21 protein-coding genes are annotated in these 23,733 nt (G+C 33.3%); 12 read left to right on the plus strand and 9 right to left on the minus strand.

What is annotated here, in order from left to right:
• Window positions 1-41: 41 nt before the first annotated feature.
• Together ASE40_RS01130 and ASE40_RS01135 are read left to right on the plus strand one after the other, a co-directional pair.
• Window positions 42-947, plus strand: a complete 906-nt coding sequence (locus ASE40_RS01130; protein WP_057114958.1) for a TIGR01777 family oxidoreductase — start codon at window positions 42-44, stop codon at window positions 945-947.
• Between the two features lie 32 nt (window positions 948-979).
• Window positions 980-1,435: an SRPBCC family protein gene (locus ASE40_RS01135; RefSeq protein WP_057114959.1), complete on the plus strand. Its 456-nt coding sequence runs from the start codon at window positions 980-982 to the stop codon at window positions 1,433-1,435.
• A 426-nt stretch (window positions 1,436-1,861) separates the two neighbouring features.
• Here ASE40_RS01135 and ASE40_RS01140 read toward each other — a convergent pair whose 3' ends face one another.
• Window positions 1,862-2,668: a hypothetical protein gene (locus ASE40_RS01140; RefSeq protein WP_057114960.1), complete on the minus strand. Its 807-nt coding sequence runs from the start codon at window positions 2,666-2,668 to the stop codon at window positions 1,862-1,864.
• A 195-nt stretch (window positions 2,669-2,863) separates the two neighbouring features.
• Between ASE40_RS01140 and gcvP the strand changes: the two genes are divergently transcribed.
• The 6 genes from gcvP (at window position 2,864) to ASE40_RS01170 (ending at window position 10,341) form a co-directional block, all read left to right on the plus strand.
• Window positions 2,864-5,713: an aminomethyl-transferring glycine dehydrogenase gene (gene gcvP / locus ASE40_RS01145; protein ID WP_057114961.1), complete on the plus strand. Its 2,850-nt coding sequence runs from the start codon at window positions 2,864-2,866 to the stop codon at window positions 5,711-5,713.
• Window positions 5,714-6,029: 316 nt separating this feature from the next.
• Window positions 6,030-7,088 carry a 3-oxoacyl-ACP synthase III family protein gene (locus ASE40_RS01150; RefSeq protein ID WP_057114962.1) on the plus strand — a complete coding sequence of 353 codons (1,059 nt, stop codon included), beginning with the start codon at window positions 6,030-6,032 and terminating at the stop codon, window positions 7,086-7,088.
• A gap of 165 nt (window positions 7,089-7,253) precedes the next feature.
• Complete coding sequence (locus ASE40_RS01155) at window positions 7,254-7,778, plus strand: methyltransferase (RefSeq protein ID WP_057114963.1); 525 nt, start codon at window positions 7,254-7,256, stop codon at window positions 7,776-7,778.
• A 125-nt stretch (window positions 7,779-7,903) separates the two neighbouring features.
• Complete coding sequence (locus ASE40_RS01160; RefSeq protein WP_057114992.1) at window positions 7,904-8,752, plus strand: glycosyltransferase; 849 nt, start codon at window positions 7,904-7,906, stop codon at window positions 8,750-8,752.
• An 81-nt stretch (window positions 8,753-8,833) separates the two neighbouring features.
• On the plus strand, window positions 8,834-9,580 hold the full coding sequence (locus tag ASE40_RS01165) for an MlaE family ABC transporter permease (RefSeq protein WP_053470782.1): 747 nt from the start codon (window positions 8,834-8,836) through the stop codon (window positions 9,578-9,580).
• A complete protein-coding gene (locus ASE40_RS01170; protein ID WP_057114964.1) occupies window positions 9,580-10,341 on the plus strand; it encodes an ABC transporter ATP-binding protein in 762 nt (253 codons plus the stop codon). The genes ASE40_RS01165 and ASE40_RS01170 overlap by 1 nt, the downstream gene beginning before the upstream one ends.
• 111 nt (window positions 10,342-10,452) lie before the next feature.
• Here ASE40_RS01170 and ASE40_RS01175 read toward each other — a convergent pair whose 3' ends face one another.
• The 4 genes from ASE40_RS01175 to ASE40_RS01190 all read right to left on the minus strand — a co-directional run bounded on the left by ASE40_RS01175 (window position 10,453) and on the right by ASE40_RS01190 (window position 14,109).
• On the minus strand, window positions 10,453-11,061 hold the full coding sequence (locus ASE40_RS01175; RefSeq protein WP_057114965.1) for a SprT-like domain-containing protein: 609 nt from the start codon (window positions 11,059-11,061) through the stop codon (window positions 10,453-10,455).
• 76 nt (window positions 11,062-11,137) lie between these two features.
• A complete protein-coding gene (locus tag ASE40_RS01180) occupies window positions 11,138-11,815 on the minus strand; it encodes an SDR family NAD(P)-dependent oxidoreductase (RefSeq protein ID WP_057114966.1) in 678 nt (225 codons plus the stop codon).
• Window positions 11,816-11,850: 35 nt separating this feature from the next.
• On the minus strand, window positions 11,851-12,828 hold the full coding sequence (locus ASE40_RS01185; RefSeq protein ID WP_057114967.1) for a M20/M25/M40 family metallo-hydrolase: 978 nt from the start codon (window positions 12,826-12,828) through the stop codon (window positions 11,851-11,853).
• A gap of 138 nt (window positions 12,829-12,966) precedes the next feature.
• Window positions 12,967-14,109, minus strand: a complete 1,143-nt coding sequence (locus ASE40_RS01190) for an acyl-CoA dehydrogenase (protein WP_057114968.1) — start codon at window positions 14,107-14,109, stop codon at window positions 12,967-12,969.
• Between the two features lie 487 nt (window positions 14,110-14,596).
• Here ASE40_RS01190 and ASE40_RS01195 point away from each other — a divergent pair, with 487 nt between their 5' ends.
• The 3 genes from ASE40_RS01195 (at window position 14,597) to ASE40_RS01205 (ending at window position 18,339) form a co-directional block, all read left to right on the plus strand.
• Window positions 14,597-15,172: a chalcone isomerase family protein gene (locus ASE40_RS01195; RefSeq protein WP_057114969.1), complete on the plus strand. Its 576-nt coding sequence runs from the start codon at window positions 14,597-14,599 to the stop codon at window positions 15,170-15,172.
• A gap of 140 nt (window positions 15,173-15,312) precedes the next feature.
• Entirely contained in the window at window positions 15,313-16,539 is a 1,227-nt protein-coding gene (locus ASE40_RS01200) for a Glu/Leu/Phe/Val dehydrogenase dimerization domain-containing protein (RefSeq protein WP_057114970.1), read from the plus strand.
• A gap of 897 nt (window positions 16,540-17,436) precedes the next feature.
• A complete protein-coding gene (locus tag ASE40_RS01205; protein WP_057114971.1) occupies window positions 17,437-18,339 on the plus strand; it encodes a hypothetical protein in 903 nt (300 codons plus the stop codon).
• A 362-nt stretch (window positions 18,340-18,701) separates the two neighbouring features.
• On the opposite strand, the gene ASE40_RS01210 is transcribed toward ASE40_RS01205, so the two are convergent.
• On the minus strand, window positions 18,702-19,097 hold the full coding sequence (locus ASE40_RS01210) for an ExbD/TolR family protein (protein WP_008464192.1): 396 nt from the start codon (window positions 19,095-19,097) through the stop codon (window positions 18,702-18,704).
• 3 nt (window positions 19,098-19,100) lie between these two features.
• A complete protein-coding gene (locus tag ASE40_RS01215; RefSeq protein WP_057114972.1) occupies window positions 19,101-19,793 on the minus strand; it encodes a MotA/TolQ/ExbB proton channel family protein in 693 nt (230 codons plus the stop codon).
• A gap of 131 nt (window positions 19,794-19,924) precedes the next feature.
• Here ASE40_RS01215 and ASE40_RS01220 point away from each other — a divergent pair, with 131 nt between their 5' ends.
• Window positions 19,925-21,151 carry a bifunctional folylpolyglutamate synthase/dihydrofolate synthase gene (locus ASE40_RS01220; RefSeq protein ID WP_057114973.1) on the plus strand — a complete coding sequence of 409 codons (1,227 nt, stop codon included), beginning with the start codon at window positions 19,925-19,927 and terminating at the stop codon, window positions 21,149-21,151.
• Between the two features lie 563 nt (window positions 21,152-21,714).
• Here ASE40_RS01220 and ASE40_RS01230 read toward each other — a convergent pair.
• Together ASE40_RS01230 and ASE40_RS01235 are read right to left on the minus strand one after the other, a co-directional pair.
• Window positions 21,715-22,077 carry a MerR family transcriptional regulator gene (locus ASE40_RS01230; protein WP_057114993.1) on the minus strand — a complete coding sequence of 121 codons (363 nt, stop codon included), beginning with the start codon at window positions 22,075-22,077 and terminating at the stop codon, window positions 21,715-21,717.
• 615 nt (window positions 22,078-22,692) lie between these two features.
• Window positions 22,693-23,286 carry a YdeI/OmpD-associated family protein gene (locus ASE40_RS01235; RefSeq protein ID WP_057114974.1) on the minus strand — a complete coding sequence of 198 codons (594 nt, stop codon included), beginning with the start codon at window positions 23,284-23,286 and terminating at the stop codon, window positions 22,693-22,695.
• Between the last annotated feature and the right edge of the window lie 447 nt (window positions 23,287-23,733).

Consider the following 23,733-nt stretch of genomic DNA (forward strand, 5'->3'; position numbering starts at 1 on the left):
GTTTTAAAAACCTGTTAGGTTTAACCCGAAAAACTATCAAAATGAGTAAACTTATCATCGCCGCCGGAACTGGATTTTTAGGACAAGTTTTAGTCAATCATTTCAAAAATAAATTTGAAGAAATTGTAATTCTGACCAGAGGAAAATCTCAGATTACTAACGGAATTAAATACGTAAACTGGAATGCCAAAACTTTTTCTGGCTGGGAAAAGGAATTGGAGAACGCAGCGGTTTTAATAAATCTTGCAGGAAAATCTGTTGATTGCCGTTATACCAAAGAAAACAAAAAAGAGATTCTTTTATCTCGAATTGAAAGCACAAAAATTCTAAATAAAGCCGTTTTAAATTGCCAGAATCCGCCGAAACATTGGCTGAATTCATCAACCTCAACCATTTATCGTTTTTCATTAGACAAACAAATGGATGAAGTTGACGGCGAAATTGGAAATGATTTTTCTATAAACGTTGCCTTATCTTGGGAAAAAGCATTTTTTAAAACTGAAACTCCAAAAACTTTAAAAACGGCTTTGCGAACTTCAATTGTTTTAGGGAAAGAGGGCGGTGCTTTTATTCCGTTAAAGACTTTGGCAAAAATTGGTTTTGGAGGAAAACAAGGACGCGGCAATCAATTTATAAGCTGGATTCATGAAGAAGATTTTGCGAATGCTGTTGATTTTATTCTTCAGAAAAAAATTGACGGAATTATCAATATCGTTTCTCCAAAGCCAATCAGAAATACTGATTTTATGCAGAAACTGAGAAAAGCAGTTGGTTTTCCTTTCGGAATTCCGATGAGTAATTTTTTTCTTGAAATTGGATCTTTTCTAATTAGAACAGAAACTGAATTGGTTTTGAAAAGTAGAAATGTGATTCCGAAACGACTTTTGGAAAATGGGTTTCAGTTTAAGTTTGGAGATATTGATGAGGCTTTTGAAAATTTAATTTAAGCACTATTTGTCATAAAACAAAATTAATCAATATGATAACTATAAACTTAATTACCAAAATAAACGCATCCAAACAAATCGTTTTTGATGCCTCAAGAAATATCGATATTCATCAACAATCTGCTAGTCCTACAAACGAAAAAGCAATTGCCGGCGTGACCTCTGGTTTGATCAATTTAAACGAAACGGTAACGTGGCGTGGCAAACATTTCGGTTTTTATCTCACTCATAAAAGCAGAATTACTGCAATGAATTTGTATGATTATTTTGTGGATGAAATGGAACAGGGCAAATTCAAATCTTTCAAACATGAACATTTTTTTGAAGAAGAAAAGGGAATTACAATCATGAAAGATAAAATGCAATATGAAACTCCTTTTGGCATTTTCGGGAAATTATTTGATGTTTTATTTCTGAAAAAGCACTTAACGAATTTTCTTTTAGAGAGAAATAAAGTTCTGAAACAGGTTTCTGAAAAACAGAATTGAAAATAAAAGGGTCTTGCCAAGCAAAAAAGAAATGGATTAGTTTGATTTTGAAACATTAGCAAAAGTTATTTTTCACGCAGATTTGGCAGATTTAAGCAGATTTTAAAATATTAATTTCAATTGCCTCCAGCTTTAGCTGGAGGATGAAATATGAGAGAGAATATTGTTGGCTTTAGCCAAATAACAAAGTTTGGCTAAAGCCAGGTTGGAGACTAATTTTTCACCTCCAGCTAAAGCTGGAGGCAATTCAAGAATTAAACTGATTCAATATTTTTGTGTTAAAAATGAATTTTCTTGTTTTACGGTTTGCGTGAGGGATAGAAGCGGATAGCCCACAGCCTGACGAAGGAAGTGCGAGGACTTGGAGCGGATAGCCCGACCCGGAGGGGCACGCCAAAATTATTTACGAAATTTTTATTCGTCTTTTTATAAAAAGGCAATCATTAACCACCAAAATATTGGTACACTTTCGACCCAAAAAGAAGTGTAATATTTGGAGCGATTTGTGTTGGCGAACAGAATAAACAACATTAAAGTGACAACCATAACGAGGTTGATGATGAGATCGTGAAGTGTAAAAGTCAAAATTCCTAAAACCCAAAACGGAACTAGGAGCGAAAATCCTAAAATCTTTGTTCGTTTTACGCCTATTGTCTGCGGAACGGTTTGCAAATGCGGATCGTCGTTTGCCATATCTAAAATCTCAAAAACTAAAATCAGCACAAAAACCAACACAAAACGCTGCAGGCATTTTATAAAAAAGTTGGCTGTAAAAGGAACTTCGGCATTTATGTACGGCAAAACCAAAGTCGCTCCTACCCAGCAAAGTGAAACAATATAAATTTTTACGCCAGCCCAGTTTCGGGCATTTTTTTTGTTTGGAAAAAATGGCAGAGTGTAAAGTGCGGTTATGGCAAAAATTCCAACAGAAACGATTTGGGTTATTCGCTTTAGATGGAAAAAATAATAGCCAACTAAAAGCAGCGAAATAAAACTTAAAGCCGCAATAATTTTTAACTGATTTCCGATTGGTTTTTTCTTTACCCGAACCAAAGCATCGTATTTTACAAAATTATATCCTACAATTGTTCCGAAAAAAACAAAGAAAGCCATTGGCTCATCATATTGAAGATGAAAGAAATAAAACGTAATTCGAACCAAAGCATAACACGATAAAGCCACGTGAATACTGCTGTTTAAATAAAAATCGAAAATTTGTTTTAAAAGTTTCATGCCTCAAATCTAATCAATTGGTAACAAATCAACTCTTTAGTTGGAAATTTGATAAAAATTGAAGTTAAAAATACCCATTAAATTATTAATAATACTTAATTTTGCGCCACAAAAAAACAACACATTTACTTTTAAATGTGATTCGTACAGCAAAATGGTGCACGAACACATCAATTAAAAACATTAGATAGCTACATGAAAACAGATGCTTTTGCTTTAAGACACATTGGTCCAAGAGAAACTGATCTTCAGCACATGCTGAAAACTATTGGAGTTGATTCGATTGAACAACTTGTTTATGAAACCCTTCCGGACGATATTCGTTTAAAAGCGCCTTTGAATTTAGATCCTGCAATGACGGAATATGAATTCGCAAATCACATTCAAGAGTTAGGAAAGAAAAATAAAGTATTCAAATCTTATATTGGTTTGGGTTATCATCCAACTATCGTTCCTGCTCCGATTCAGAGAAATATCTTTGAAAATCCAGGATGGTATACAGCTTATACACCTTATCAAGCAGAAATTGCCCAAGGTCGTTTAGAAGCGATTTTAAATTTCCAAACTACTGTTATCGAATTGACAGGAATGGAAATTGCAAATGCTTCTTTACTTGACGAAGGTACAGCTGCTGCAGAAGCAATGGCTTTGTTATTTGATGTTCGTACTCGTGATCAAAAGAAAAACAATACAAACAAATTCTTCGTTTCTGAAGAAATTTTACCACAGACTTTATCTGTACTTCAAACACGTTCAACTCCAATTGGAATTGAATTAGTGGTTGGAAACCACGAAAACTTTGATTTTTCAACTGAATTTTTCGGAGCTATTTTACAATATCCTGGAAAATATGGTCAGGTAAACGATTACAGTGCTTTTGTTGCTAAAGCAAAAGAAAACGAAATTAAAGTAGCTTTTGCTGCTGATATTTTGTCACTTGCTGCCTTAACTTCTCCAGGAGAAATGGGAGCAGCAGTAGTAGTTGGAACTTCACAGCGTTTTGGTGTTCCAATGGGTTACGGTGGTCCTCACGCTGCTTTTTTTGCAACTAAAGATGAGTACAAAAGATCTATGCCAGGTCGTATTATCGGAGTTTCTATTGATGTAAATGGAAATCGTGCTTTACGTATGGCATTAGGTACTCGTGAGCAGCACATTAAACGTGAAAAAGCAACTTCAAACATTTGTACTGCTCAGGTTCTATTAGCAGTTATGGCTGGAATGTACGCGGTTTACCACGGACCAGAAGGTTTGAAATATATTGCAAACAAAGTTCACGCATCTGCAGTTACTACTGCTGAAGCTTTAAATAAATTGGGCGTTTTCCAAACTAACACTGCTTACTTTGATACTATTTTGGTAAAAGCTGACGCTCAAAAAGTAAAGGCTGTTGCTGAGAAAAACGAAGTAAACTTCTTTTATGTTGATGCTGACACGATTTCGATTTCATTAAACGAAACGACTTCAATTGCTGACATCAACCAAATTATTGCCATTTTTGCTGAAGCTTTAGGAAAAGAAACTTTTACTGTTTCTGAATTAGCAACTGCAAGTCAATTACCTGCTTCATTAGAAAGAACATCTTCTTTCTTAACGCATGATGTTTTCAACAATCATCATTCAGAAAGTCAGTTAATGCGTTACATCAAAAAATTAGAACGTAAAGATTTATCGTTGAATCATTCGATGATTTCATTAGGTTCTTGTACGATGAAGTTAAACGCGGCTTCTGAAATGTTACCTCTTTCAATGCCAAACTGGAACAGCATTCACCCGTTTGCACCAGTAGAACAAGCTGAAGGTTACATTACAATGCTTAAAAAATTAGAACAGCAATTAAATGTAATTACTGGATTTGCTGGAACTACATTACAACCAAACTCAGGTGCTCAAGGAGAATACGCTGGATTAATGGCAATTCGTGCTTACCACTTATCAAGAAACGAAGGTCACCGTAATGTATGTTTAATTCCTTCATCTGCTCACGGAACAAACCCTGCTTCTGCAGCGATGGCGGGAATGAAAATCATTGTTACTAAGACTACTCCGGAAGGAAATATTGATGTAGAAGATTTAAGAGAAAAAGCAATTGAACATAAAGATGATTTATCTTGTTTGATGGTAACGTACCCTTCTACTCACGGAGTTTTCGAATCTTCAATTATTGAAATCACAAAATTAATCCACGAAAACGGCGGATTAGTATATATGGATGGTGCAAACATGAACGCGCAAGTTGGATTAACAAATCCTGCTACAATTGGCGCTGACGTTTGTCACTTAAACCTACACAAAACATTCGCTATTCCTCATGGCGGCGGCGGACCTGGAGTTGGTCCTATCTGTGTGAACGAAAAACTAGTTCCATTTTTACCAACAAACCCAATCTTAAAAGTTGGCGGTGAACAAGCTATTACAGCTATTTCATCTGCGCCTTACGGATCTGCTTTAGTATGTTTAATCTCTTACGGTTACATCACAATGATGGGTGCTGAAGGATTAAAAAGCGCTACAGAGCACGCGATTTTGAATGCTAACTATATGAAATCTCGTTTTGAAGGTCACTACCCAATTCTTTATACTGGAGAATGCGGCAGAGCGGCTCACGAAATGATCTTAGATTGTCGTGCATTTAAAGAAAACGGAATTGAAGTTGGTGATATCGCAAAACGTTTGATGGATTACGGTTTCCACGCTCCTACGGTTTCTTTCCCAGTTGCTGGAACTTTAATGATTGAGCCAACTGAATCTGAAGATTTAGCAGAATTAGACCGTTTTTGTGATGCTCTTATCTCAATCAGAAAAGAGATTGAAACTGCAACTGCTGATGATAAAAACAATGTATTGAAAAATGCACCTCACACATTGGCAATGTTAACTACTGATTCTTGGGATTTCCCTTATACTAGAGAAAAAGCAGCTTATCCATTGGATTATATTGCTGAAAATAAATTCTGGCCATCTGTTCGTCGTGTAGATGATGCATACGGTGATAGAAATTTAATTTGCAGCTGTGCTCCTATTGAAGCTTATATGGAGAGCTAAGAAATTAGTTTCACTATAATATATTCAAACCCGATACGTTTTAAAAACTATCGGGTTTTGTTTTTTAATTTTGTTTCAAGTTTCAGGTTTAACGTTACACTGCAACTTGAAACTTGAAACAAAAAAACTTTTTCCTCACTTTTCCTTCAATCGTTTAAAATCTCGGAAAAATTAAAAAATCATTAAAAAATAAACAATATATCTTGTAAAAAATCATTTATTCATAATTATATGCGTGCATAGTATTTTTTATGATAGTTATCATATTTTTATTTATACTTTAGCATGAAATTTATCGGATAATTTAAGGAAAGAAATGAAAATAAAAATTATTGGTATTGGGAGTTACATTCCTAATTTAGAAGTAAAGAATACAGATTTTGATAAACATATTTTTTTAAATGAAGATGGAACTCCATTTGGTTACCCTAACGAAGTTGTTATAAAAAAGTTTAAAGGTATTACTGGAATTGAAAATCGCCGTTACGCCGAACCACAATATAATGCGTCTGATTTAGCCTTTTTTGCTGCAGAAAAAGCAATTGCTAGTGCAGGAATTGATGCTGAAACTCTAGACTATATTATTTTTGCCCATAATTTTGGTGATGTTAAAACTGGAACACATCAAACGGATATTTTACCAAGTTTAGCAACTCGTGTTAAAAATAAATTAGGTATTAAAAATCCTAAATGCGTTGCTTATGATATTCTTTTTGGATGTCCGGGCTGGATTGAAGGTGTTCTACAGGCAAATGCTTTTATCAAATCTGGTATGGCAAAAAGAGTTTTAGTAATTGGTGCTGAAACTTTATCTAGAGTTGTAGACGATCATGATCGTGATTCGATGATTTACTCTGATGGTGCTGGTGCTTCAATCTTAGAAGCTTCTACTGATGAAGCTGGTTTATTATCTTATGAAAGCGCCACTTTTGCCAACGATGAAGCGAATTATCTTTATTTTGGAAAATCGTATAATCCAGACTTAGATCCAGATATCAAATACATTAAAATGTATGGCCGTAAAATTTACGAATTTGCATTAAGTCAGGTTCCATTGGCTATGAAAAGCTGTTTAGACAAAAGCGGTATTGGAATTGACGATGTTAAAAAAATCTTGATTCATCAGGCAAACGAAAAAATGGACGAAGCTATTATCGAACGTTTTTACAAACTATACGATAAAACATCACCTAAAGATATTATGCCAATGAGCATTCACGATTTAGGAAACAGCAGTGTTGCAACTGTTCCAACTTTATATGATTTAATTCTGCAAGGAAAAATAGAAAATCACGAAATAAACAAAGGAGACGTTGTTATTTTTGCTTCTGTTGGAGCTGGAATGAATGTTAATGCATTTGTTTATAGATACTAGTATTTAGTCACAGTAATCAGTCACAGTAATCAGTCCGACAAACTGTAAGCTGCGACTCAAAACTGAAAACTTAAAAAAGTCCGCATCTTAAAATGCGGACTTTTTAGTATATTTGCGACCTAATTAAAATCAAGAACGAGAGATTGTTTCGTTCCTCGCATTACTATGTACGAAAAAACGTTTCCGAATAAAAGATTCAAACTTACTTTAGAATTTTTACAAAAGCACGTTAACACATCAGAAACCATTTTTGATTTTGGCGTACCAAATCCGTTTTCTAAAATAATGGAAGAAAATGGATATACGGTAAAAAATACAAAAGGAGAAGATTTAGACAACGATCAAACGGCTTTACAAACAGAAGAATATACTGTTTTTACAGCATTTGAAATTTTCGAACATCTGCTAAATCCATATACAATTTTACAAAACGTAAAATGTGATAAACTTTTAATTTCAATTCCGTTACGTTTATGGTTTTCACCAGCTTATCGCTCTAAAACAGATATGTGGGACAGACATTATCATGAGTTTGAAGACTGGCAGTTAGACTGGCTTTTAGAAAAAACAGGATGGAAAATCACAGATCGTCTGCAATTTACACACCCTGTGAAAAAATTTGGATTCAGACCCCTGTTAAGATATTTCACTCCAAGATATTATATTGTTGCTGCTGAAAAAATAAAATAAAATTCCAATATTAAATTCCAAATTCCAATTTTACCGACATGGTTAAAATTGGAATTTGGAATTTTAGAAAGTTGGGATTATTCTCATCAATTGGAATTTGGAATTTAAAAAAATTGGAATTTAAAATGAAGTATTACATCGTCATTCCCGCACATAATGAACAAGATTTAATTGGCTTGACTTTACAATCTTTGGTTTCGCAGACTGTTTTACCGTCAAAAGTTGTTGTGGTAAACGACAATTCTACGGATAAAACAGAAGAAGTTGTATTGAGTTTTGCAAAGGAGAATCCGTTTATTTCTGTTGTGAATAAAACTTCAGATGCGATTCATCTTCCGGGAAGCAAAGTCATTCAGGCTTTTCAAAAAGGTTTTGAAACTTTGGATTCGGATTATGATATTATTGTAAAAATAGATGGCGATTTAATTTTTCCACCAAATTATTTCGAAACTATCATTAAACATTTCGAGTCTGATCCTAAAATCGGAATGGTTGGCGGATTTTGTTATATCGATAAAAACGGCGAATGGGTTTTAGAAAACCTTACCGATAAAGATCACATTCGCGGCGCGCTGAAAGCCTACAGAAAAGAAACTTTTCAGCAAATTGGCGGGTTAAAACCTGCAATGGGCTGGGATACTGTAGATGAATTATTGTGCAAATTTTACAATTGGAAAATTGTTACAGACCAGTCTTTACACGTAAAACATTTGAAACCAACTGGTGCAAATTACAATAAAACAGCTCGTTATAAACAAGGCGAAGCTTTTTATACTTTAGGATATGGTTTTTGGATTACCGCAATTGCATCGGCAAAATTAGCGATGATGAAGAAAAAGCCATTCCTGTTTTTAGATTATATTAAAGGTTTTTTGAAAGCAAAAAAAGCAAAAACTCCTTTACTCGTTAACCCTGAACAAGCTAAATTTATTAGAAATTATCGTTTGCAAAAAATGAAAGAAAAGTTAATTTGATCCCTAAAACGACCGAAAAACTTGAACTCATAACCCAAAACTCATAACTTCTTTTTACCTTAGCCAATATTTGTAAAACTTATGATGCTAATTCGTTATTTATCCCAAATAGGAAGATATTTTTTAATGCTTAAAGAAATTTTCAATAAACAGACCAAATGGCCTGTTATGAAAAATTTGATTTTCAAAGAAATCGATGATTTAATTATTGACTCTCTTGGAATTGTCTGCTTTATTTCTTTCTTTATTGGTGGAGTTGTAGCCATTCAAACTGCTCTTAATTTAACTAATCCTTTAATTCCAAAATATTTAATTGGTTTTGCTACTCGTCAATCTGTAATTTTGGAGTTTGCTCCTACTTTTATTTCGGTAATTATGGCTGGAAAAATGGGATCTTACATTACTTCAAGTATCGGAACAATGCGTGTTACAGAGCAGATTGATGCTTTAGAAGTTATGGGTGTTAATTCATTAAACTATCTTGTTTTCCCTAAAATCGTAGCTTTATTAATGTACCCTTTTGTAATCGGGATTAGTATGTTTTTAGGAATTTTTGGAGGATGGCTTGCTTGTGCTTACGGAGGATTTTCGACTAGCCAAGATTTCATTCAAGGTGCGCAAATGGAATTTATTCCTTTCCATATTACTTATGCTTTCATTAAAACTTTAATTTTCGCAATGTTATTGGCAACTATTCCATCTTTTCATGGTTATTACATGAAAGGTGGCGCATTAGAAGTTGGTAAAGCAAGTACGGTATCGTTTGTATGGACATCTGTTTGTATCATTCTTTTTAATTATATATTAACTCAATTATTATTAGGATAATGATAGAAGTAAAAAACATAGAAAAATCATTTGGTGATAGTAAAGTTTTAAAAGGCGTTTCGACCGTTTTTGAAACTGGAAAAACCAACTTGATTATTGGACAAAGTGGATCTGGAAAAACGGTTTTACTTAAAACGCTATTAGGAATTCATACACCAGATTCTGGAACAATTGAATTCGATGGAAGAGTTTATTCTGACTTGGATCCAGATGAAAAAAGAGCGCTAAGAACAGAAATTGGAATGGTTTTTCAAGGAAGTGCTTTGTTTGATTCGATGACAGTTGCAGAAAACGTAGCTTTCCCATTGCGAATGTTCACAAATAACTCTAAGGCACAAATCAAAGAACGTGTTGATTTTGTTTTAGAAAGAGTAAACTTAGTTGAAGCACATAAAAAATTGCCGTCTGAAATTTCAGGTGGTATGCAGAAACGTGTGGCTATTGCCCGCGCGATTGTAAATAATCCAAAATATTTGTTTTGCGATGAGCCAAACTCAGGTCTTGATCCAAATACATCAACTTTGATTGATAATTTGATTCAGGAAATTACGAGAGAATACAATATTACAACCGTAATTAATACTCACGATATGAACTCTGTAATGGAAATTGGAGAGAATATTGTTTTTTTAAAAAAAGGATTAAAAGCTTGGCAGGGAACAAAAGAGGAAATCTTTAGAACTGATAATAAAGATATTGTGAAGTTTGTTTATTCTTCAAACTTATTCAAAAAAGTAAGAGAAGCTTATTTGAAGGGTTAAAACCTTTATTTAAAATTCCAATAAAAAAATTCCAAATTCCAACTGTAGATCAGTATTGGAATTTGGAATTTTTTTATTGGAATTTCTTCCCTATGATTGGGATTTGTTTTTTTATTGAGATTTTAAAGTAATCAACTCAACTTCTGCATTTGGATTAAAAAGGTAAGTTTTCCCAGAACTGATTTCTAAACACTCAAAACGTTTTGTTCTAACAGCTATTTTTTTAAAAACTTTACCGTTTTTGATTCTAAAAATACTTCCGTAAGGAATTTCGAAAACGTAATTTTTATCATTTTCTTTATCATACTGTTTTAAAGCTAAGGATAAAGTGGTGTCTGTATCGCTACTTGCAGAAGGGTTTTTAAAATGTCTTGCCAGTAAAGGCAAAATGTGACCTGGAAATATTTCTGGTCTTATAAACGGAACCATTAAGCGCTGAAACGTATATTTCCATTCATTTCCATGAGGTTTTATATTTCGCCCAAATTTTTCAAAAGCAACCAAATGTGCAATTTCATGAATCAGCGTAATTAAAAACCTATATTTATTTAAACTCGCATTAACTGTAATTTCATGTTTCCCGCTCGGTCCTCTCCTATAGTCACCATGACGAGTCTGACGTTCGTTTACAATTTTCAAGTGCACTTGATTGGCAACTATCAAATCAAAAACAGGTTTTACCGCATGTTCGGGAATATATTTAGCTAAGGTTTCGCTCAATTTAAAGTTAAATGTTATTTGTTAGATGTTAGACGTTTTAAAATTGGAATTTGTTTTTTTTATTTTGGAATTTAATTTACGGATTTGTTGATGAAACTTCAAGCACTTTTCCGTTAAAGTATTTATTTCCGTTAAGAGTAAAATCATAAATGTATGTCGCCATTCCTTCGGCAGAAATTGGAGCCTGGTAACCTGGGAAAGCTTCGTTGAGCATTTCTGTCTGAACAGAGCCTAAAGCTAAGACATTAAACGAAATGCCAAGCTCTTTATATTCCTCTGCTAATAATTCTGTTAAAGTAATTACAGCACCTTTACTTGAACTGTAAGCCGCCAATCCTGCAAATTTAAGACTTCCGCGTACACCGCCAATTGAACTAATGGTTACGACGTGACTTCCCTTTTGCAAATAAGGCAGACATATTCTAGTAAGATTCGCAACTGCGAAAACATTCACTTTGTAAATACTTTCAAAATCGGCTTGTGTAGTCTCTGCAAAAGGTTTTAAAAGTAAAGCTCCAGCATTATGAACAACTGCATCTACTTTTTTCCAAGTCGAAGAAAGAAATTGATCTACTTCTGCTAAAGCTTTTTCATCGGCTAAATCAATCGACAAACAAATTACATTTTGGTGTTCCAAAAGTGTTTTTGGTATTTTTCTTGAAATGGCCAAAACCTGATTTCCTGCATTTGCAAACTGCAACGCTAGTTCATAACCAATCCCTCTACTCGTTCCGGTAACAATAATATTTTTCATGAAGCAAAAATAATCAAATGGAGTAAAATGACCTCTTATTTATTCATGGTTATTTCTTGCGTTGGAGTAATTGCTATTTTGGTAACTGCCGGCAATAATTCCTGAGTAAATGCAGTAATATGTGGAATATCCATTAACTTAAATTCATCTGAAACATGATGATAAAAATCGAAATTTTCAAAATCAAAAGTACTTATAGATTGGCATGGTTTCCCAAAGGCTTGAAAAAAAGAATAATTATCAGATCTATAAAACAATTGATATTCTGCTTCTTTTGGCAAAAATCCGATAGTCTTTTTTCCTGTGTATTCATTTATTTTGTCTGCCATATTCGATTTATCAAAACCTGTAATATAGGCTAGATAATCTCTTTTCATCGGCACACCAATCATTTCGATATTTAATTGGGTATAAAGATTAAAATTCTGTTTTTTCAATTTTTCAACTAAACTTTTTGAACCCAGCAGACCTTTTTCTTCTCCAGCAAAAAATACGACTAAAATACTTCTTTTATTAGATTTGGTTTCGCTAAAATATTTCGCCATCGCTGCAACAGAAGTCACACCCGAAGCATCATCATTAGCTCCATTATTTATTTTATCTGCCTGTTCTTTTTTCTCTATACCAATATGATCGTAATGAGCACTTAAAACAACATATTCTTTTTTTAATTCAGGATCAGTTCCTTCAATAACTCCAACAATATTAAAGGCTGGGCTTTTAAAATTAGTCAACGTATCGCGATAGGTTTTAAAATAGGGCTTGATATTATTTTTCTTTAAAAAATCTTCTAAAAATACGGCTGCTTTTTCAATTCCTTTAGTTCCTGTTTCACGTCCCTCCAATTCATCTGAAGAAAGATATTTTAAGAAATCTGAAATTTCAGTTTCGCTGACTTTATAGTTAACCGCAATTGGTTTTGAATTTGACTGAGATCCTTTTTCAACCGTTGTTATAGTACTCGTTTTACAAGCTAAAAAAATAAAAGGAAGTAGAAAGTATAGTTTTTTCATAATATTTTGGTGTTGAATTAGTATTGAAAAAGAATGAGATTTACTTGAAAGCATAAACTTATGAAAACTAAAAGAATAATCATAAAAAAACCCTTTCAAACTAAAAGCAGAAAGGGTATTTAAATATATGCATCGAATCTATCCAGCAATAACTGCTCTTGAAATTACAATTTTTTGAATTTCTGAAGTTCCTTCGTAAATCTGGGTAATTTTCGCATCACGCATCATACGCTCAACATGATACTCTTTTACGTATCCGTTCCCACCATGAATTTGAACTGCTTCTACGGCTGTATCCATGGCAACTTGTGAAGCAAATAATTTTGCCATTGCACCACTTACATCGTAATTTTTATTTTGGTCTTTATCCCAAGCCGCTTTCATACATAAATGACGTGCTGCTTCGATATTAACAGCCATATCTGCCAATTTAAAAGCAATTGCTTGGTGATTGCAGATTTCTGTTCCAAATGCTTTACGTTCTTTAGAATATTTTAATGCTAATTCATAAGCTCCAGATGCAATTCCTAATGCTTGAGAAGCGATACCAATTCTACCTCCAGCGAGAGTCTTCATTGCAAATTTAAATCCGAAACCATCTTCTCCAATTCTATTTTCTTTCGGAACTTTTACATCAGAAAACATTAGCGAATGTGTATCAGAACCACGTATCCCCATTTTTTGTTCTTTAGGACCAACTGAGAAACCTGGCATATCTTTAGTCATAATCAAAGCATTAATTCCTTTATGCTTTAATTCAGGATGTGTTTGTGCAATTACTAAATAAACCGATGCTGTGTTTCCGTTTGTAATCCAGTTTTTAGTTCCGTTTACCAAATAATAGTCTCCCATATCAATTGCCGTTGTTTTTTGAGAAGTGGCATCACTTCCTGCTTCTGGCTCACTTAAACAAAAAGCCCCGTGAATTTCTCCAGATGCCAAACCTGGCAAATATTTTTGTTTCTGTTCTTCTGTACCAAATTCCTGCAATCCCCAGCAAACCAAAGAATTGTTTACTGACATCACTACTGAAGCAGATGCATCAACTTTAGAAATTTCTTCCATTGCAATAACGTATGAAATAGCATCCAAGCCGCTTCCGCCATATTTAGGATCAACCATCATTCCCATAAAACCTAATTCTCCCATTTTTTTTACTTGCTCTGTTGGAAAAATTTGTTTTTCGTCGCGTTCAATAACTCCTGGCAGTAATTCATTTTGAGCAAAATCTCTTGCTGCCTGCTGAATCATTAAATGTTCTTCGGTAAGATTAAAATCCATAGTAGTTTACTTTAAATGTTTTTCAACCAAAAAATAATGCATTTTAGTTGATGATGTTAGTTTTGTTTTTGTTTTTTCGGAGCCTGAATTTTTAATTCAAGGCTTCCAAAGATACTTTTTAAAAGTCAATTTTACAATGCACGCATATAAAATTAATAGATCTACAAAGATAACGATAACGTTTTCGTAATAATTTAGGTTTTCTTTCAAATGAGCATTAATATTGCAGCAAATTTTCTAAAATTTAAAATTCAAATTCTACCATTTAAATCGAAAAAACAACTGAAAAATCGACAAATCTTCCCGAAAGAAAGATTAAACAATCCTTAAAATACGTAAAACTACGTAAAATATCTCTTACTAATTTGATTTTTAATACTATACAAATTTCAAACGAAATCTTTTCTCGAAAAAAACATTCTCTACATACATCAAAAATTGACAAATTAGCATTATTTTTACCCAAAAAATAAAAAATTGACAGAACATGAAAAAGATTTTACTATTACTTACTCTCCTTTTAAGCTTACAATTTTCGACCGTTTCGGCACAAACCCAAATCGATGTTAATGGTGTAACAGTTCCTAGAAAAATAGAATATCAGGGCAAAACATTACAACTTAATGGCGCAGGCGGAAGATCAAAAATGTGGTTAGAAGTTTACGTGCAAGCACTGTATCTATCTCAACTAAGTCAAGATCCTCAATTTATTATTGATAGCGACACAGAAATGGCTATCAGAATTGAAATTACATCTTCTATGGTTTCTTCTAATAAATTAACAAAAGCCATGAATGCAGGTTTTGAAAAATCTGCTGGTGCAAATCTTGACCAACTTCGTCCTCGAATTGAAACTTTCAAGTCATTTTTAAGCGATGCTATTACAGAAAAAGATGTGTTTATATTAGCTTACAATCCGCTTGATCAAACTTTAAATGTTTATAAAAATGAAGTTTTAAAGGGAAAAATCCAGGGATTTGATTTCAAAAAAGCATTATTTGGAATCTGGCTTTCTGATAAACCAGTTGATGAAACTTTGAAAAAGAATTTATTAGGAATGTAATTTCCAAAATAGAATATAATATTAAAGCCGAAAGCAATTTGTTTTCGGCTTTATTTTTTGTTTTATAAATTTGGATCCAAATACATTATTCGCATTATTCTATTTTATACATTTACGCAAAATAAACATATCACAACAAAATGAAAGATTTATTACAACAATTTGAAAACAAGGCACCTGAAATTGTTTTCAATTGGAAAGATTCAGAAACAGAAGCCGAAGGGTGGACTGTTATTAATTCACTTCGTGGAGGAGCTGCGGGTGGAGGAACAAGAATGAGAAAAGGTTTAGACATGAACGAAGTTTTGTCACTGGCTAAAACTATGGAAGTTAAATTCTCTGTTTCCGGCCCTGCAATTGGCGGTGCTAAATCTGGAATAAATTTTGACCCGAACGATCCGCGTAAAAAAGGTGTTTTGCAGCGTTGGTACAAAGCGGTTTCTCCTTTATTAAAAAGTTACTATGGAACTGGAGGAGATTTAAATGTTGACGAGATTCACGAAGTTATTCCGATGACAGAAGAATGTGGTGTTTGGCATCCGCAGGAAGGTGTTTTCAACGGACATTTTAAACCAACTGAAGCTGATAAAATCAACAGAATTGGTCAATTGCGCCAAGGTGTAATTAAAGTTATCGAAAACCCAAAATTCTCACCAGACGTTACAAGAAAATATACAGTAGCAGATATGATTACTGGTTTTGGTGTTGCCGAAGCAGTTCGTCATTTTTACGCAACTTATGGCGGGGATATTAAAGGCAAAAAAGCAATCGTTCAAGGTTTTGGAAATGTAGGTTCTGCAGCTGCTTTTTATTTAGCTGAAATGGGAGCAAAAGTTATCGGAATTATTGACCGCGACGGTGGATTGATTAAAGAAGAAGGTTTTTCTTTTGAAGAAATCAGAACTTTGTTTTTAAATAAAGACGGAAATAAATTAGTTGCCGACAATATGATTCCGTTTGAAGAAATTAATTCTAAAATCTGGACAATTGGTGCCGAAATTTTCACACCTTGTGCTGCTTCAAGATTGGTAACTCAAACTCAAATTGACAGCTTAATTGCAAACGGATTAGAAGTTATTTCTTGTGGTGCAAATGTTCCTTTTGCTGATAAAGAAATTTTCTTTGGTTCTATTATGGAAGAAGTAGATCATAAAGTAAGTTTGATCCCAGATTTTATTTCAAACTGCGGAATGGCGAGAGTTTTTGCTTATTTCATGGAGAAAAAAGTTCAAATGACAGACGAAGCTATTTTTAACGATACTTCTGAAATTATAAAAAATGCAATTGTAAAAGCTCATGCTTTGAATTCGTCAAAAACTAATATTAGTGCAACTGCTTTTGAAATTGCATTGAAACAATTAGTGTAGTTTTTTTCTATTATAATATTTAAAAAGGATCAAATTTAAATTTGGTCCTTTTTTTGTTTCTCGTAGATTTTTTAACGCAAAGCACGCTAAGATAGTTTAATTCACAGCGCAGGCAATATCTAAATATTAAGTTCGTAAAGCTTTGTGTACATCTAGCTTTTGCGAACTTCAATCTGAGATTTACTCAAATTTGAGATAAATTAAACTTTGCGTTTCTTTGCGCAAACCTTTACGAACTTTGCTTTATAATTACAAGCCTTTTTTTAACGCAAAGTACGCTAAGATAGTTTAATTCAGAGCGCAAGCAATATCTAAATGTTAAGTTCGCAAAGCTTGGTGTAAATCTAGCTTTGCGAACTTAATCGGAGATTTACTCAAATTTGAGACAAATAAAACTTTGCGTTTCTTTGCGTAAACCTTTGCGAACTTTGCGTTATAATTACAAGCCTTTTTTTAACGCAAAGCACGCTAAGATATTTTAATTCAGAGCGCAAGCCATATCTAAATATTAAGTTCGTGAAGCTTTGTGTACATCTAGCTTCGCGAACTTAAATCGGAGATTTGCTCAAATTTGAGACAAATGAAACTTTGCGTTTCTTTGCGCAAATCTTTGCGAACTTTGCGTTATAATTACAATGCTTTTTTTAACGCAAAGCACGCTAAGATAGTTTAATTCACAGCGCAAGCAATATCTAAATATTAAGTTCGCAAAGCTTAGTGTAAATCTAGCTTTGCGAACTTAATCGGAGATTTGCTCAAATTTGAGACAAATGAAACTTTGCGTTTCTTTGCGCAAACCTTTGCGAACTTTGCGGTCAAATTCTCTCGCACATTCTAAACAATTTTTAGTACTTTTAAACGTTTTTAAAATAATACATTTCAAAATTCAGAATCAAAATGAGTTCCACTATTTCTTCAGATCAAAAGAAATCATTATTACTCACCACAGCAATATATGCTGTACTAATTCTATTGCTTTTATTCATACGTTTTTGGCCTCCTTATAATCCAGAAAATAATGTAGCACTTGCAGATGGCGGCGGAGGTGGCGGTGGCGTTACTGTAAATTTTGGTGATAGTGATCTTGGTTCTGGTGCTAATTATAAAAGTGAAGTTTTGGATGTCAAAAATACTGTAAAACAAGCTCCAGCAAAATCAACTCCAGAGGAAGCTATCATTACGCAGGAAAATACGACTGCCGATAATGATGTAGTAATTCCAACAAAAGAAAAACCTAAGAAACCTGTTCCTGTTGAAAAACCCGTACAAAAACCTGTACCCGAAAAACCAAAAGTTTCTAATTCGACAAACGATGCATTAGCAAGCATTATGAAAGGTTCAAATAAAGGTGGTGACGGAAATGATAAAGCAGCTGGAAATAAAGGAAAAGCCAATGGAAGTTTAAACTCAAATGGCTATTATGGTTCTGGAGGTTCTGGCGGAGGAACTGGAGGCGGTAACGGAACTGGAAGTGGTATCGGCTCAGGAAGCGGTTATGGAGCTGGAAGCGGCGGTGGTTCTGGCGGTGGATCTGGATATTCTTTAAACGGACGAAAGGCATTATCTAAACCTGCTCCAAAATATACCTGCAATGAAGAAGGAAAAGTGGTTGTAGAAGTTACTGTTGATCAAAACGGCAAAACGATAAGCGCTACAGCTGGAGTAAAAGGAACAACCAACACTGCAAGTTGTTTATTAGAACAAGCTAAAATTGCAGCATTAAACACAAAATGGTCGGCAGATGCAAATGCTGCAGCCAAACAAGTGGGAAAAATTATTTATAATTTTAGTTTGGATTAAAACACGAATTGCACAGATTTACAAAAATTATAATTAACATAAAAAAGGCTTTCTGAAAATTCAGAAAGCCTTTTTTAGTTTCTATCTAATTACTTACAATTAGTTTGTCATCCTGAGCGAAGTCGAAGCACACGCAAGACGCGCGAAAAAGATTGATGATTCTCCTTGAGGAATTACTTGTATATCCTTCGACTTCGCTCAGGATGACATATTGTTACGTAAAATTTATGTTGTGTTTGCGTGAGGGATAGAAGCAAGCTACCGAAGTAGCGCGGATAGCCCGACCTCAATAAAAAAATGGGCGAATCAACGTTATGCTGATTTGCCCATTTTTTTGTTGGGGTCACGCCCTAATTGTAAATCTACTTCGGACTTGTCGCAATAACAAACTTCAAATTATTCTTTACTCCTATCTGCAAAACATCTACTAAGTCTTGTACTTGCAAATTAAACGGGATTCGAACGACAACTGTTTGTTCTTTATCTGTTCCAATTTTAGACATTAAACTTGTTTCCAGGTTTTCAAAATCAACCTCTTGTTTGTCAATGTAGAACTTTTTATCTTCTGTAACCGACAAACTAATTAATTGTTTATTGGTTTTTTCATTCGCTTTCGCTTTTGGCAATGTCATCTTAATAACATTCGGATTTGCCAGTGTTGAGATAATTAGGAAAAACAACAGCAGGAAAAACATAATGTCACTCAAAGATGAAGTCGCTACTTCGGCGTGAAATCTTCTTTTTCGTTTAATAGACATAGTTTATGCTCTTTGAATTATGTTGACAAATTCTAAAATCTGCTTTTGAATTTTTAAAGCAAAATCATCAATTTTTCCGTTTAATAAGTGGTAAGCACTATAAGCAATAATACCAACAATTAATCCAGAACCAGAACTGATCATTTTTTCATATAAACCTCCAGAAATGTTTCCGATACTAATATTTTCTGTAACCGAAATACTGTAGAAAATTTTAATTACCCCGGAAATTGTTCCGATGAAACCAAGTGTTGGCGCAATACCAGCGATAAGTCCAAGATGACCAAGACGTCTTTCCATTTCGCCAATTTCGATGTCTGCGGCGCGGTCCATGTTTGATTCGATTTCTGCAATTGGTCTTCCAATTACCAAAACTCCTTCTTTTAAAATATTTCCAGCAGCAGTATTATTTCTTTCTACAATTGTTCTTGCCAATTCAATATTTCCAGAATGCAATTTATCTCCAACATCCTGCATTAATCTGCCGTCAATTTTTGAAGCTCGGCTGATGTACATATAACGTTCGAAGATTACATAAATAGTATAAAACAATAGAATCGCAATCGGAATCAAGAAGACTCCTCCTTTCATAATAAAGCCAAACATTGAAATTTCATTTTGCGGTGCTATCTTTTCGATAACTACATTTGAAGCCTGTGCGATTGTATCTGTTTGTAATTGAATAAAACTAAACATATATTAATTCTGGTTTTTAATAATTAATTCTAAAAAATATTTGAAATTTGCAATAAAGATAATTTTCGCTGTAATATTAAACTACAAAAATCGAAATTTATTTCAATCAACAACCATTTTATCCAAAATAAATGAACTATCAAGAGACTACCGAGTGGATGTTTAATCAACTTCCAATGTACCAATTGCAAGGTGCTTCAGCATACAAAGAAGATTTGACTAATATTAAGTTATTAGCAGCTCACCTTGACAACCCTCAGGATCATTTGAAATGCATTCATGTTGCGGGTACAAACGGAAAAGGTTCTACTTCGCATATGCTTTCTTCGGTTTTACAGGAGGCAGGTTACAACGTAGGATTGTATACTTCTCCACACTTAAAAGACTTTAGAGAAAGGATTAAAATCAACGGAAGAGAAATTTCCGAAGATTTTGTCTGCGGATTCATTGCAAAGCACAAATCTTTTTTTGAAGCCAATGATATGAGCTTCTTCGAAATGTCGGTTGGATTGGCTTTTGATTATTTTGCAGCTGAAAAAGTTGATATTGCTATTATTGAAGTTGGCCTTGGCGGAAGATTAGACGCAACAAATATCATTACACCTTTGGTTTCGGTAATTACCAATATAGGTTTAGACCACACGCAGTTTTTAGGAAACACATTGGAAGCGATTGCAGGTGAAAAAGCGGGAATTATTAAACCGAATGTTCCAGTTGTAATTGGAGAATATACCGAAGAAACCAAACCTGTTTTTTTAGCTAAAGCTGAAGAAAATAAAGCTCCTATCTATTTTGCATCTGATTTAATTGATCAAATTTATTTATCTGACTTGGTTGGTGATTATCAATTCCACAATAAGAAAACGGTTCAGCAGACTATTTCAATTCTTAATAATGAAACTGATTTTAAGATTTCGAATGAAGAATTAAAACAAGGCTTGTTAAATGTTGTGAAAAATACTGGTTTACAAGGCAGATGGCAGCAATTGGGAGAGAACCCGAAAATAATATGTGACACTGCGCATAACAAACATGGATTAGAAGTTGTAATGAATCAGCTTAAAAAGGAAGCATTTGAAAAGCTTCATATTGTTTTCGGTGTTGTGAATGATAAAGATCTGGAGTCTATTTTGCCACTTTTCCCAAAAGAAGCGCAATATTATTTCTGCCATCCGAATTCGTCACGAGCTTTACCAGCAGAAATTTTACAAAGCGAAGCTAAAAAACATGATTTAATTGGAGAAAAATACGATTCTGTCGCCATCGCTTTCGCGCATGCCAAAAAAAATGCTTCGGAAAATGATTTTATTTATGTTGGCGGAAGTACTTTTGTTGTTGCCGAATTGCCTTTGAACTAAAATATACTTTGAATCTAGAAAAAACTTCAAAAAAATCATTTTAATAACAAATTCATAAACAGCGAGATATAAATTATTTTAAAAAAAGTTTTATTTTTTATTCGATTTTCTTTGCAGAACTCAAAAACTAGCGTATATTTGCACTCGCAATCACAAACGATAGCAACCTAGTAAAATAGGGCGATTAGCTCAGCTGGTTCAGAGCACCTCGTTTACACCGAGGGGGTCGNCAAGAAACTCCTTAAGAAATTAAGGAGTTTTTTTTTTGCCGTTTTTATACTGTATGCTGAGGAAATTTATAAGAATGACATAAACTACTTTTGGACATTAATAATGAAGTAGAAGCCGTAATGATTGAAAGAGGTTTCGTTAAAATGAAAGAATTTAACACGGAATTAATAAGTCTCAGAAAGAAAAACAAGAAAATAAGATTGATAAATTGTATCCCGAATTAATCAAATGGTGCTCTTTACAGTAGTTCATCATTTTACAATAAAAATCAAATCCGAAAAAAAACTCCTTAACCTCTTAAGGGGTTTTCTACACATTTTAAACTTTAACTATCAATCTTTATTGCTTTTTATTTTCTCGCATACTTTTTCGAGAAGACTTTTAGTCTGTTTGAAATATTTCATTTTATCATCAATCTCTTTTATTTTGGCTTGAAAAAGTTCTAATGTTTCCGGTTTTGAATCAGTGCTTTCGAACCAGCTTTTCAATATTTTTTTTATTTCTGCTAAAGTAAATCCCACTTCTCTTGCTTCTATGATAATTTCTAAACGCTCAATAGTATTAGCATCGTAGTGTTTATAGTTATTAGATGTCACCTTTTCGTCAGTCAATCCCTTTATCATTCCCAAATTTTCGTAGTATCTAATAGTATGAATTGATAATCCCGTTTTTTTTGATAATTCGTTTACAAGCATAGTTCTATTTTTTTTAAAAGAAAACAATAAAGTATAGAGTATAGTCTACACTTTACCCTTTCAAATATACTAATTCTTTTTGCTTTTAAAACATAAGAAATGAATTAAAAATTTTATAGTAGAACCTACAATTACAAAAGGATATAATCTGAAAATTCTGGATACAAAAAATTTATAAAATTCCCATTTTAGCATGCGATCATCGTAAGCGTAGTCTATCACAAAACCAGAGAGACAAAAGAAAAAATCTATCACTAAAAAACCATGACCTATAAAATTCTTACTAGAATCTATATATACTATTCCATACAGCAAATGCAGCTACTCCTCGTGATCCGTCAAGAATTTCAAAATGTTGTTTTGTTTAGAGAATGGCTGTGTCAGTTTTGACAGCATTCATTAAAATAATATTCTTTGCTATTAGTATTAGACCCAATTATTAAGTAGTCAAGCATCCCAAATTCTACAAATTAACATTCAAATCTATATAAGATTTAGTAAGCCACAAACAATTATAAGTTCGCGGGCACTTTATTTTTATTAAAATTCATATGACAATCAAAAAAAAGCACTTTTAATCAAGGTCGTTTCTCTTTATTTTTTTTAAGATTTTCTCTAGTCATTTAAACCTTTTCCAATAAGAATATTTGGGATATTCTTCTCTACCCTTCCCTCTCTTGTTTTAGATTGTTTAGGCTGCGAAAAATGGAGCAAATAAGCTCTCTGTCTGCCTGGAGTTAGAGCATAAAATGCTTTTTTCAAATCAGGATTGCTATCTAGTTTAACTTGAAACTCTTGCGCAATCTCAAATTCAGAAACTTTTTTCAGTTCTACTTTTAAACCAGCTTTTTCAATTTCAGCAGCTTCATAAATATATTGTTTAAGCACCTCTTTTTTACTTTCTATTTCTTTAAGATTAGTAAAACGAACTTGACGTGCTGCTTGAACATTTTCTGTTTGCTGAATTAATATCTTATCTGGATCCTTCATCAAAGCACCTTTAAAAAACAGTAAAGCACAATAATCCTTGAACGCATGAATCAAAACAATATTTGACTTTTCGAAAGTATAACAAGGAACTCCCCATTTTAACTCTTCAGCTAAATGACAATTCAAAACAATAGCACGTAATTGTTCTAATTCAGCTTTCCATTTTTCTTCTTTCTCAAAATAAAAATCAACTTTAGAATTTGCACTGTAACTAGTCATAATACCTAAAAATTTAGTTTACTAAAATTAAAATCGATATTCATATAATCCGTCTTTTGGAATCATTAATGAAGTTTATAATTTTATCGCGTTCTAGAGACTGCTTTAAATCCAATTTAAATTAATTGCAGAGCAAATTTAGTATTTATTAAAATCTAATTTAAGTTTAACATCCAATAAAATCTAAAAAGCATTATCAATTGACCCCATTACTAGATCGAAATTTTAAGCGATTTAAGAGTGAATTCCTAACAAAACAAAGTAAGAGATAGATAATGCAAAAATTATTGAATAACAAAAGAAAATAAAAGATAGAATAATAAAATGCATATAAAACAAAAAATCCTCATCAAATAATGATGAGGACTTTTTTAAAAAAGGCGACGACATACTCTCCCACAATACTGCAGTACCATCTGCGCAGGCGGGCTTAACTACTCTGTTCGG

It is taken from the genome of Flavobacterium sp. Root935 (genome assembly GCF_001429295.1).
In the GTDB taxonomy this organism is placed as follows: Bacteria; Bacteroidota; Bacteroidia; order Flavobacteriales; family Flavobacteriaceae; genus Flavobacterium.

What these genes read in the sequence shown, in the direction of transcription:
- ASE40_RS01170 (WP_057114964.1), top strand. Translation starts at nt 9,580, where the DNA reads ATGATAGAAGTAAAAAACATAGAAAAATCATTTGGTGATAGTAAAGTT.
- ASE40_RS01210 (WP_008464192.1), bottom strand. Translation starts at nt 19,097, where the DNA reads ATGTCTATTAAACGAAAAAGAAGATTTCACGCCGAAGTAGCGACTTCA.
- ASE40_RS01220 (WP_057114973.1), top strand. Translation starts at nt 19,925, where the DNA reads ATGAACTATCAAGAGACTACCGAGTGGATGTTTAATCAACTTCCAATG.
- ASE40_RS01155 (WP_057114963.1), top strand. Translation starts at nt 7,254, where the DNA reads ATGTACGAAAAAACGTTTCCGAATAAAAGATTCAAACTTACTTTAGAA.
- ASE40_RS01140 (WP_057114960.1), bottom strand. Translation starts at nt 2,668, where the DNA reads ATGAAACTTTTAAAACAAATTTTCGATTTTTATTTAAACAGCAGTATT.
- ASE40_RS01200 (WP_057114970.1), top strand. Translation starts at nt 15,313, where the DNA reads ATGAAAGATTTATTACAACAATTTGAAAACAAGGCACCTGAAATTGTT.
- ASE40_RS01180 (WP_057114966.1), bottom strand. Translation starts at nt 11,815, where the DNA reads ATGAAAAATATTATTGTTACCGGAACGAGTAGAGGGATTGGTTATGAA.
- ASE40_RS01185 (WP_057114967.1), bottom strand. Translation starts at nt 12,828, where the DNA reads ATGAAAAAACTATACTTTCTACTTCCTTTTATTTTTTTAGCTTGTAAA.
- ASE40_RS01230 (WP_057114993.1), bottom strand. Translation starts at nt 22,077, where the DNA reads ATGCTTGTAAACGAATTATCAAAAAAAACGGGATTATCAATTCATACT.
- ASE40_RS01205 (WP_057114971.1), top strand. Translation starts at nt 17,437, where the DNA reads ATGAGTTCCACTATTTCTTCAGATCAAAAGAAATCATTATTACTCACC.
- ASE40_RS01195 (WP_057114969.1), top strand. Translation starts at nt 14,597, where the DNA reads ATGAAAAAGATTTTACTATTACTTACTCTCCTTTTAAGCTTACAATTT.
- ASE40_RS01160 (WP_057114992.1), top strand. Translation starts at nt 7,904, where the DNA reads ATGAAGTATTACATCGTCATTCCCGCACATAATGAACAAGATTTAATT.
- ASE40_RS01190 (WP_057114968.1), bottom strand. Translation starts at nt 14,109, where the DNA reads ATGGATTTTAATCTTACCGAAGAACATTTAATGATTCAGCAGGCAGCA.
- ASE40_RS01150 (WP_057114962.1), top strand. Translation starts at nt 6,030, where the DNA reads ATGAAAATAAAAATTATTGGTATTGGGAGTTACATTCCTAATTTAGAA.
- ASE40_RS01130 (WP_057114958.1), top strand. Translation starts at nt 42, where the DNA reads ATGAGTAAACTTATCATCGCCGCCGGAACTGGATTTTTAGGACAAGTT.
- ASE40_RS01215 (WP_057114972.1), bottom strand. Translation starts at nt 19,793, where the DNA reads ATGTTTAGTTTTATTCAATTACAAACAGATACAATCGCACAGGCTTCA.
- gcvP (WP_057114961.1), top strand. Translation starts at nt 2,864, where the DNA reads ATGAAAACAGATGCTTTTGCTTTAAGACACATTGGTCCAAGAGAAACT.
- ASE40_RS01235 (WP_057114974.1), bottom strand. Translation starts at nt 23,286, where the DNA reads ATGACTAGTTACAGTGCAAATTCTAAAGTTGATTTTTATTTTGAGAAA.
- ASE40_RS01135 (WP_057114959.1), top strand. Translation starts at nt 980, where the DNA reads ATGATAACTATAAACTTAATTACCAAAATAAACGCATCCAAACAAATC.
- ASE40_RS01165 (WP_053470782.1), top strand. Translation starts at nt 8,834, where the DNA reads ATGATGCTAATTCGTTATTTATCCCAAATAGGAAGATATTTTTTAATG.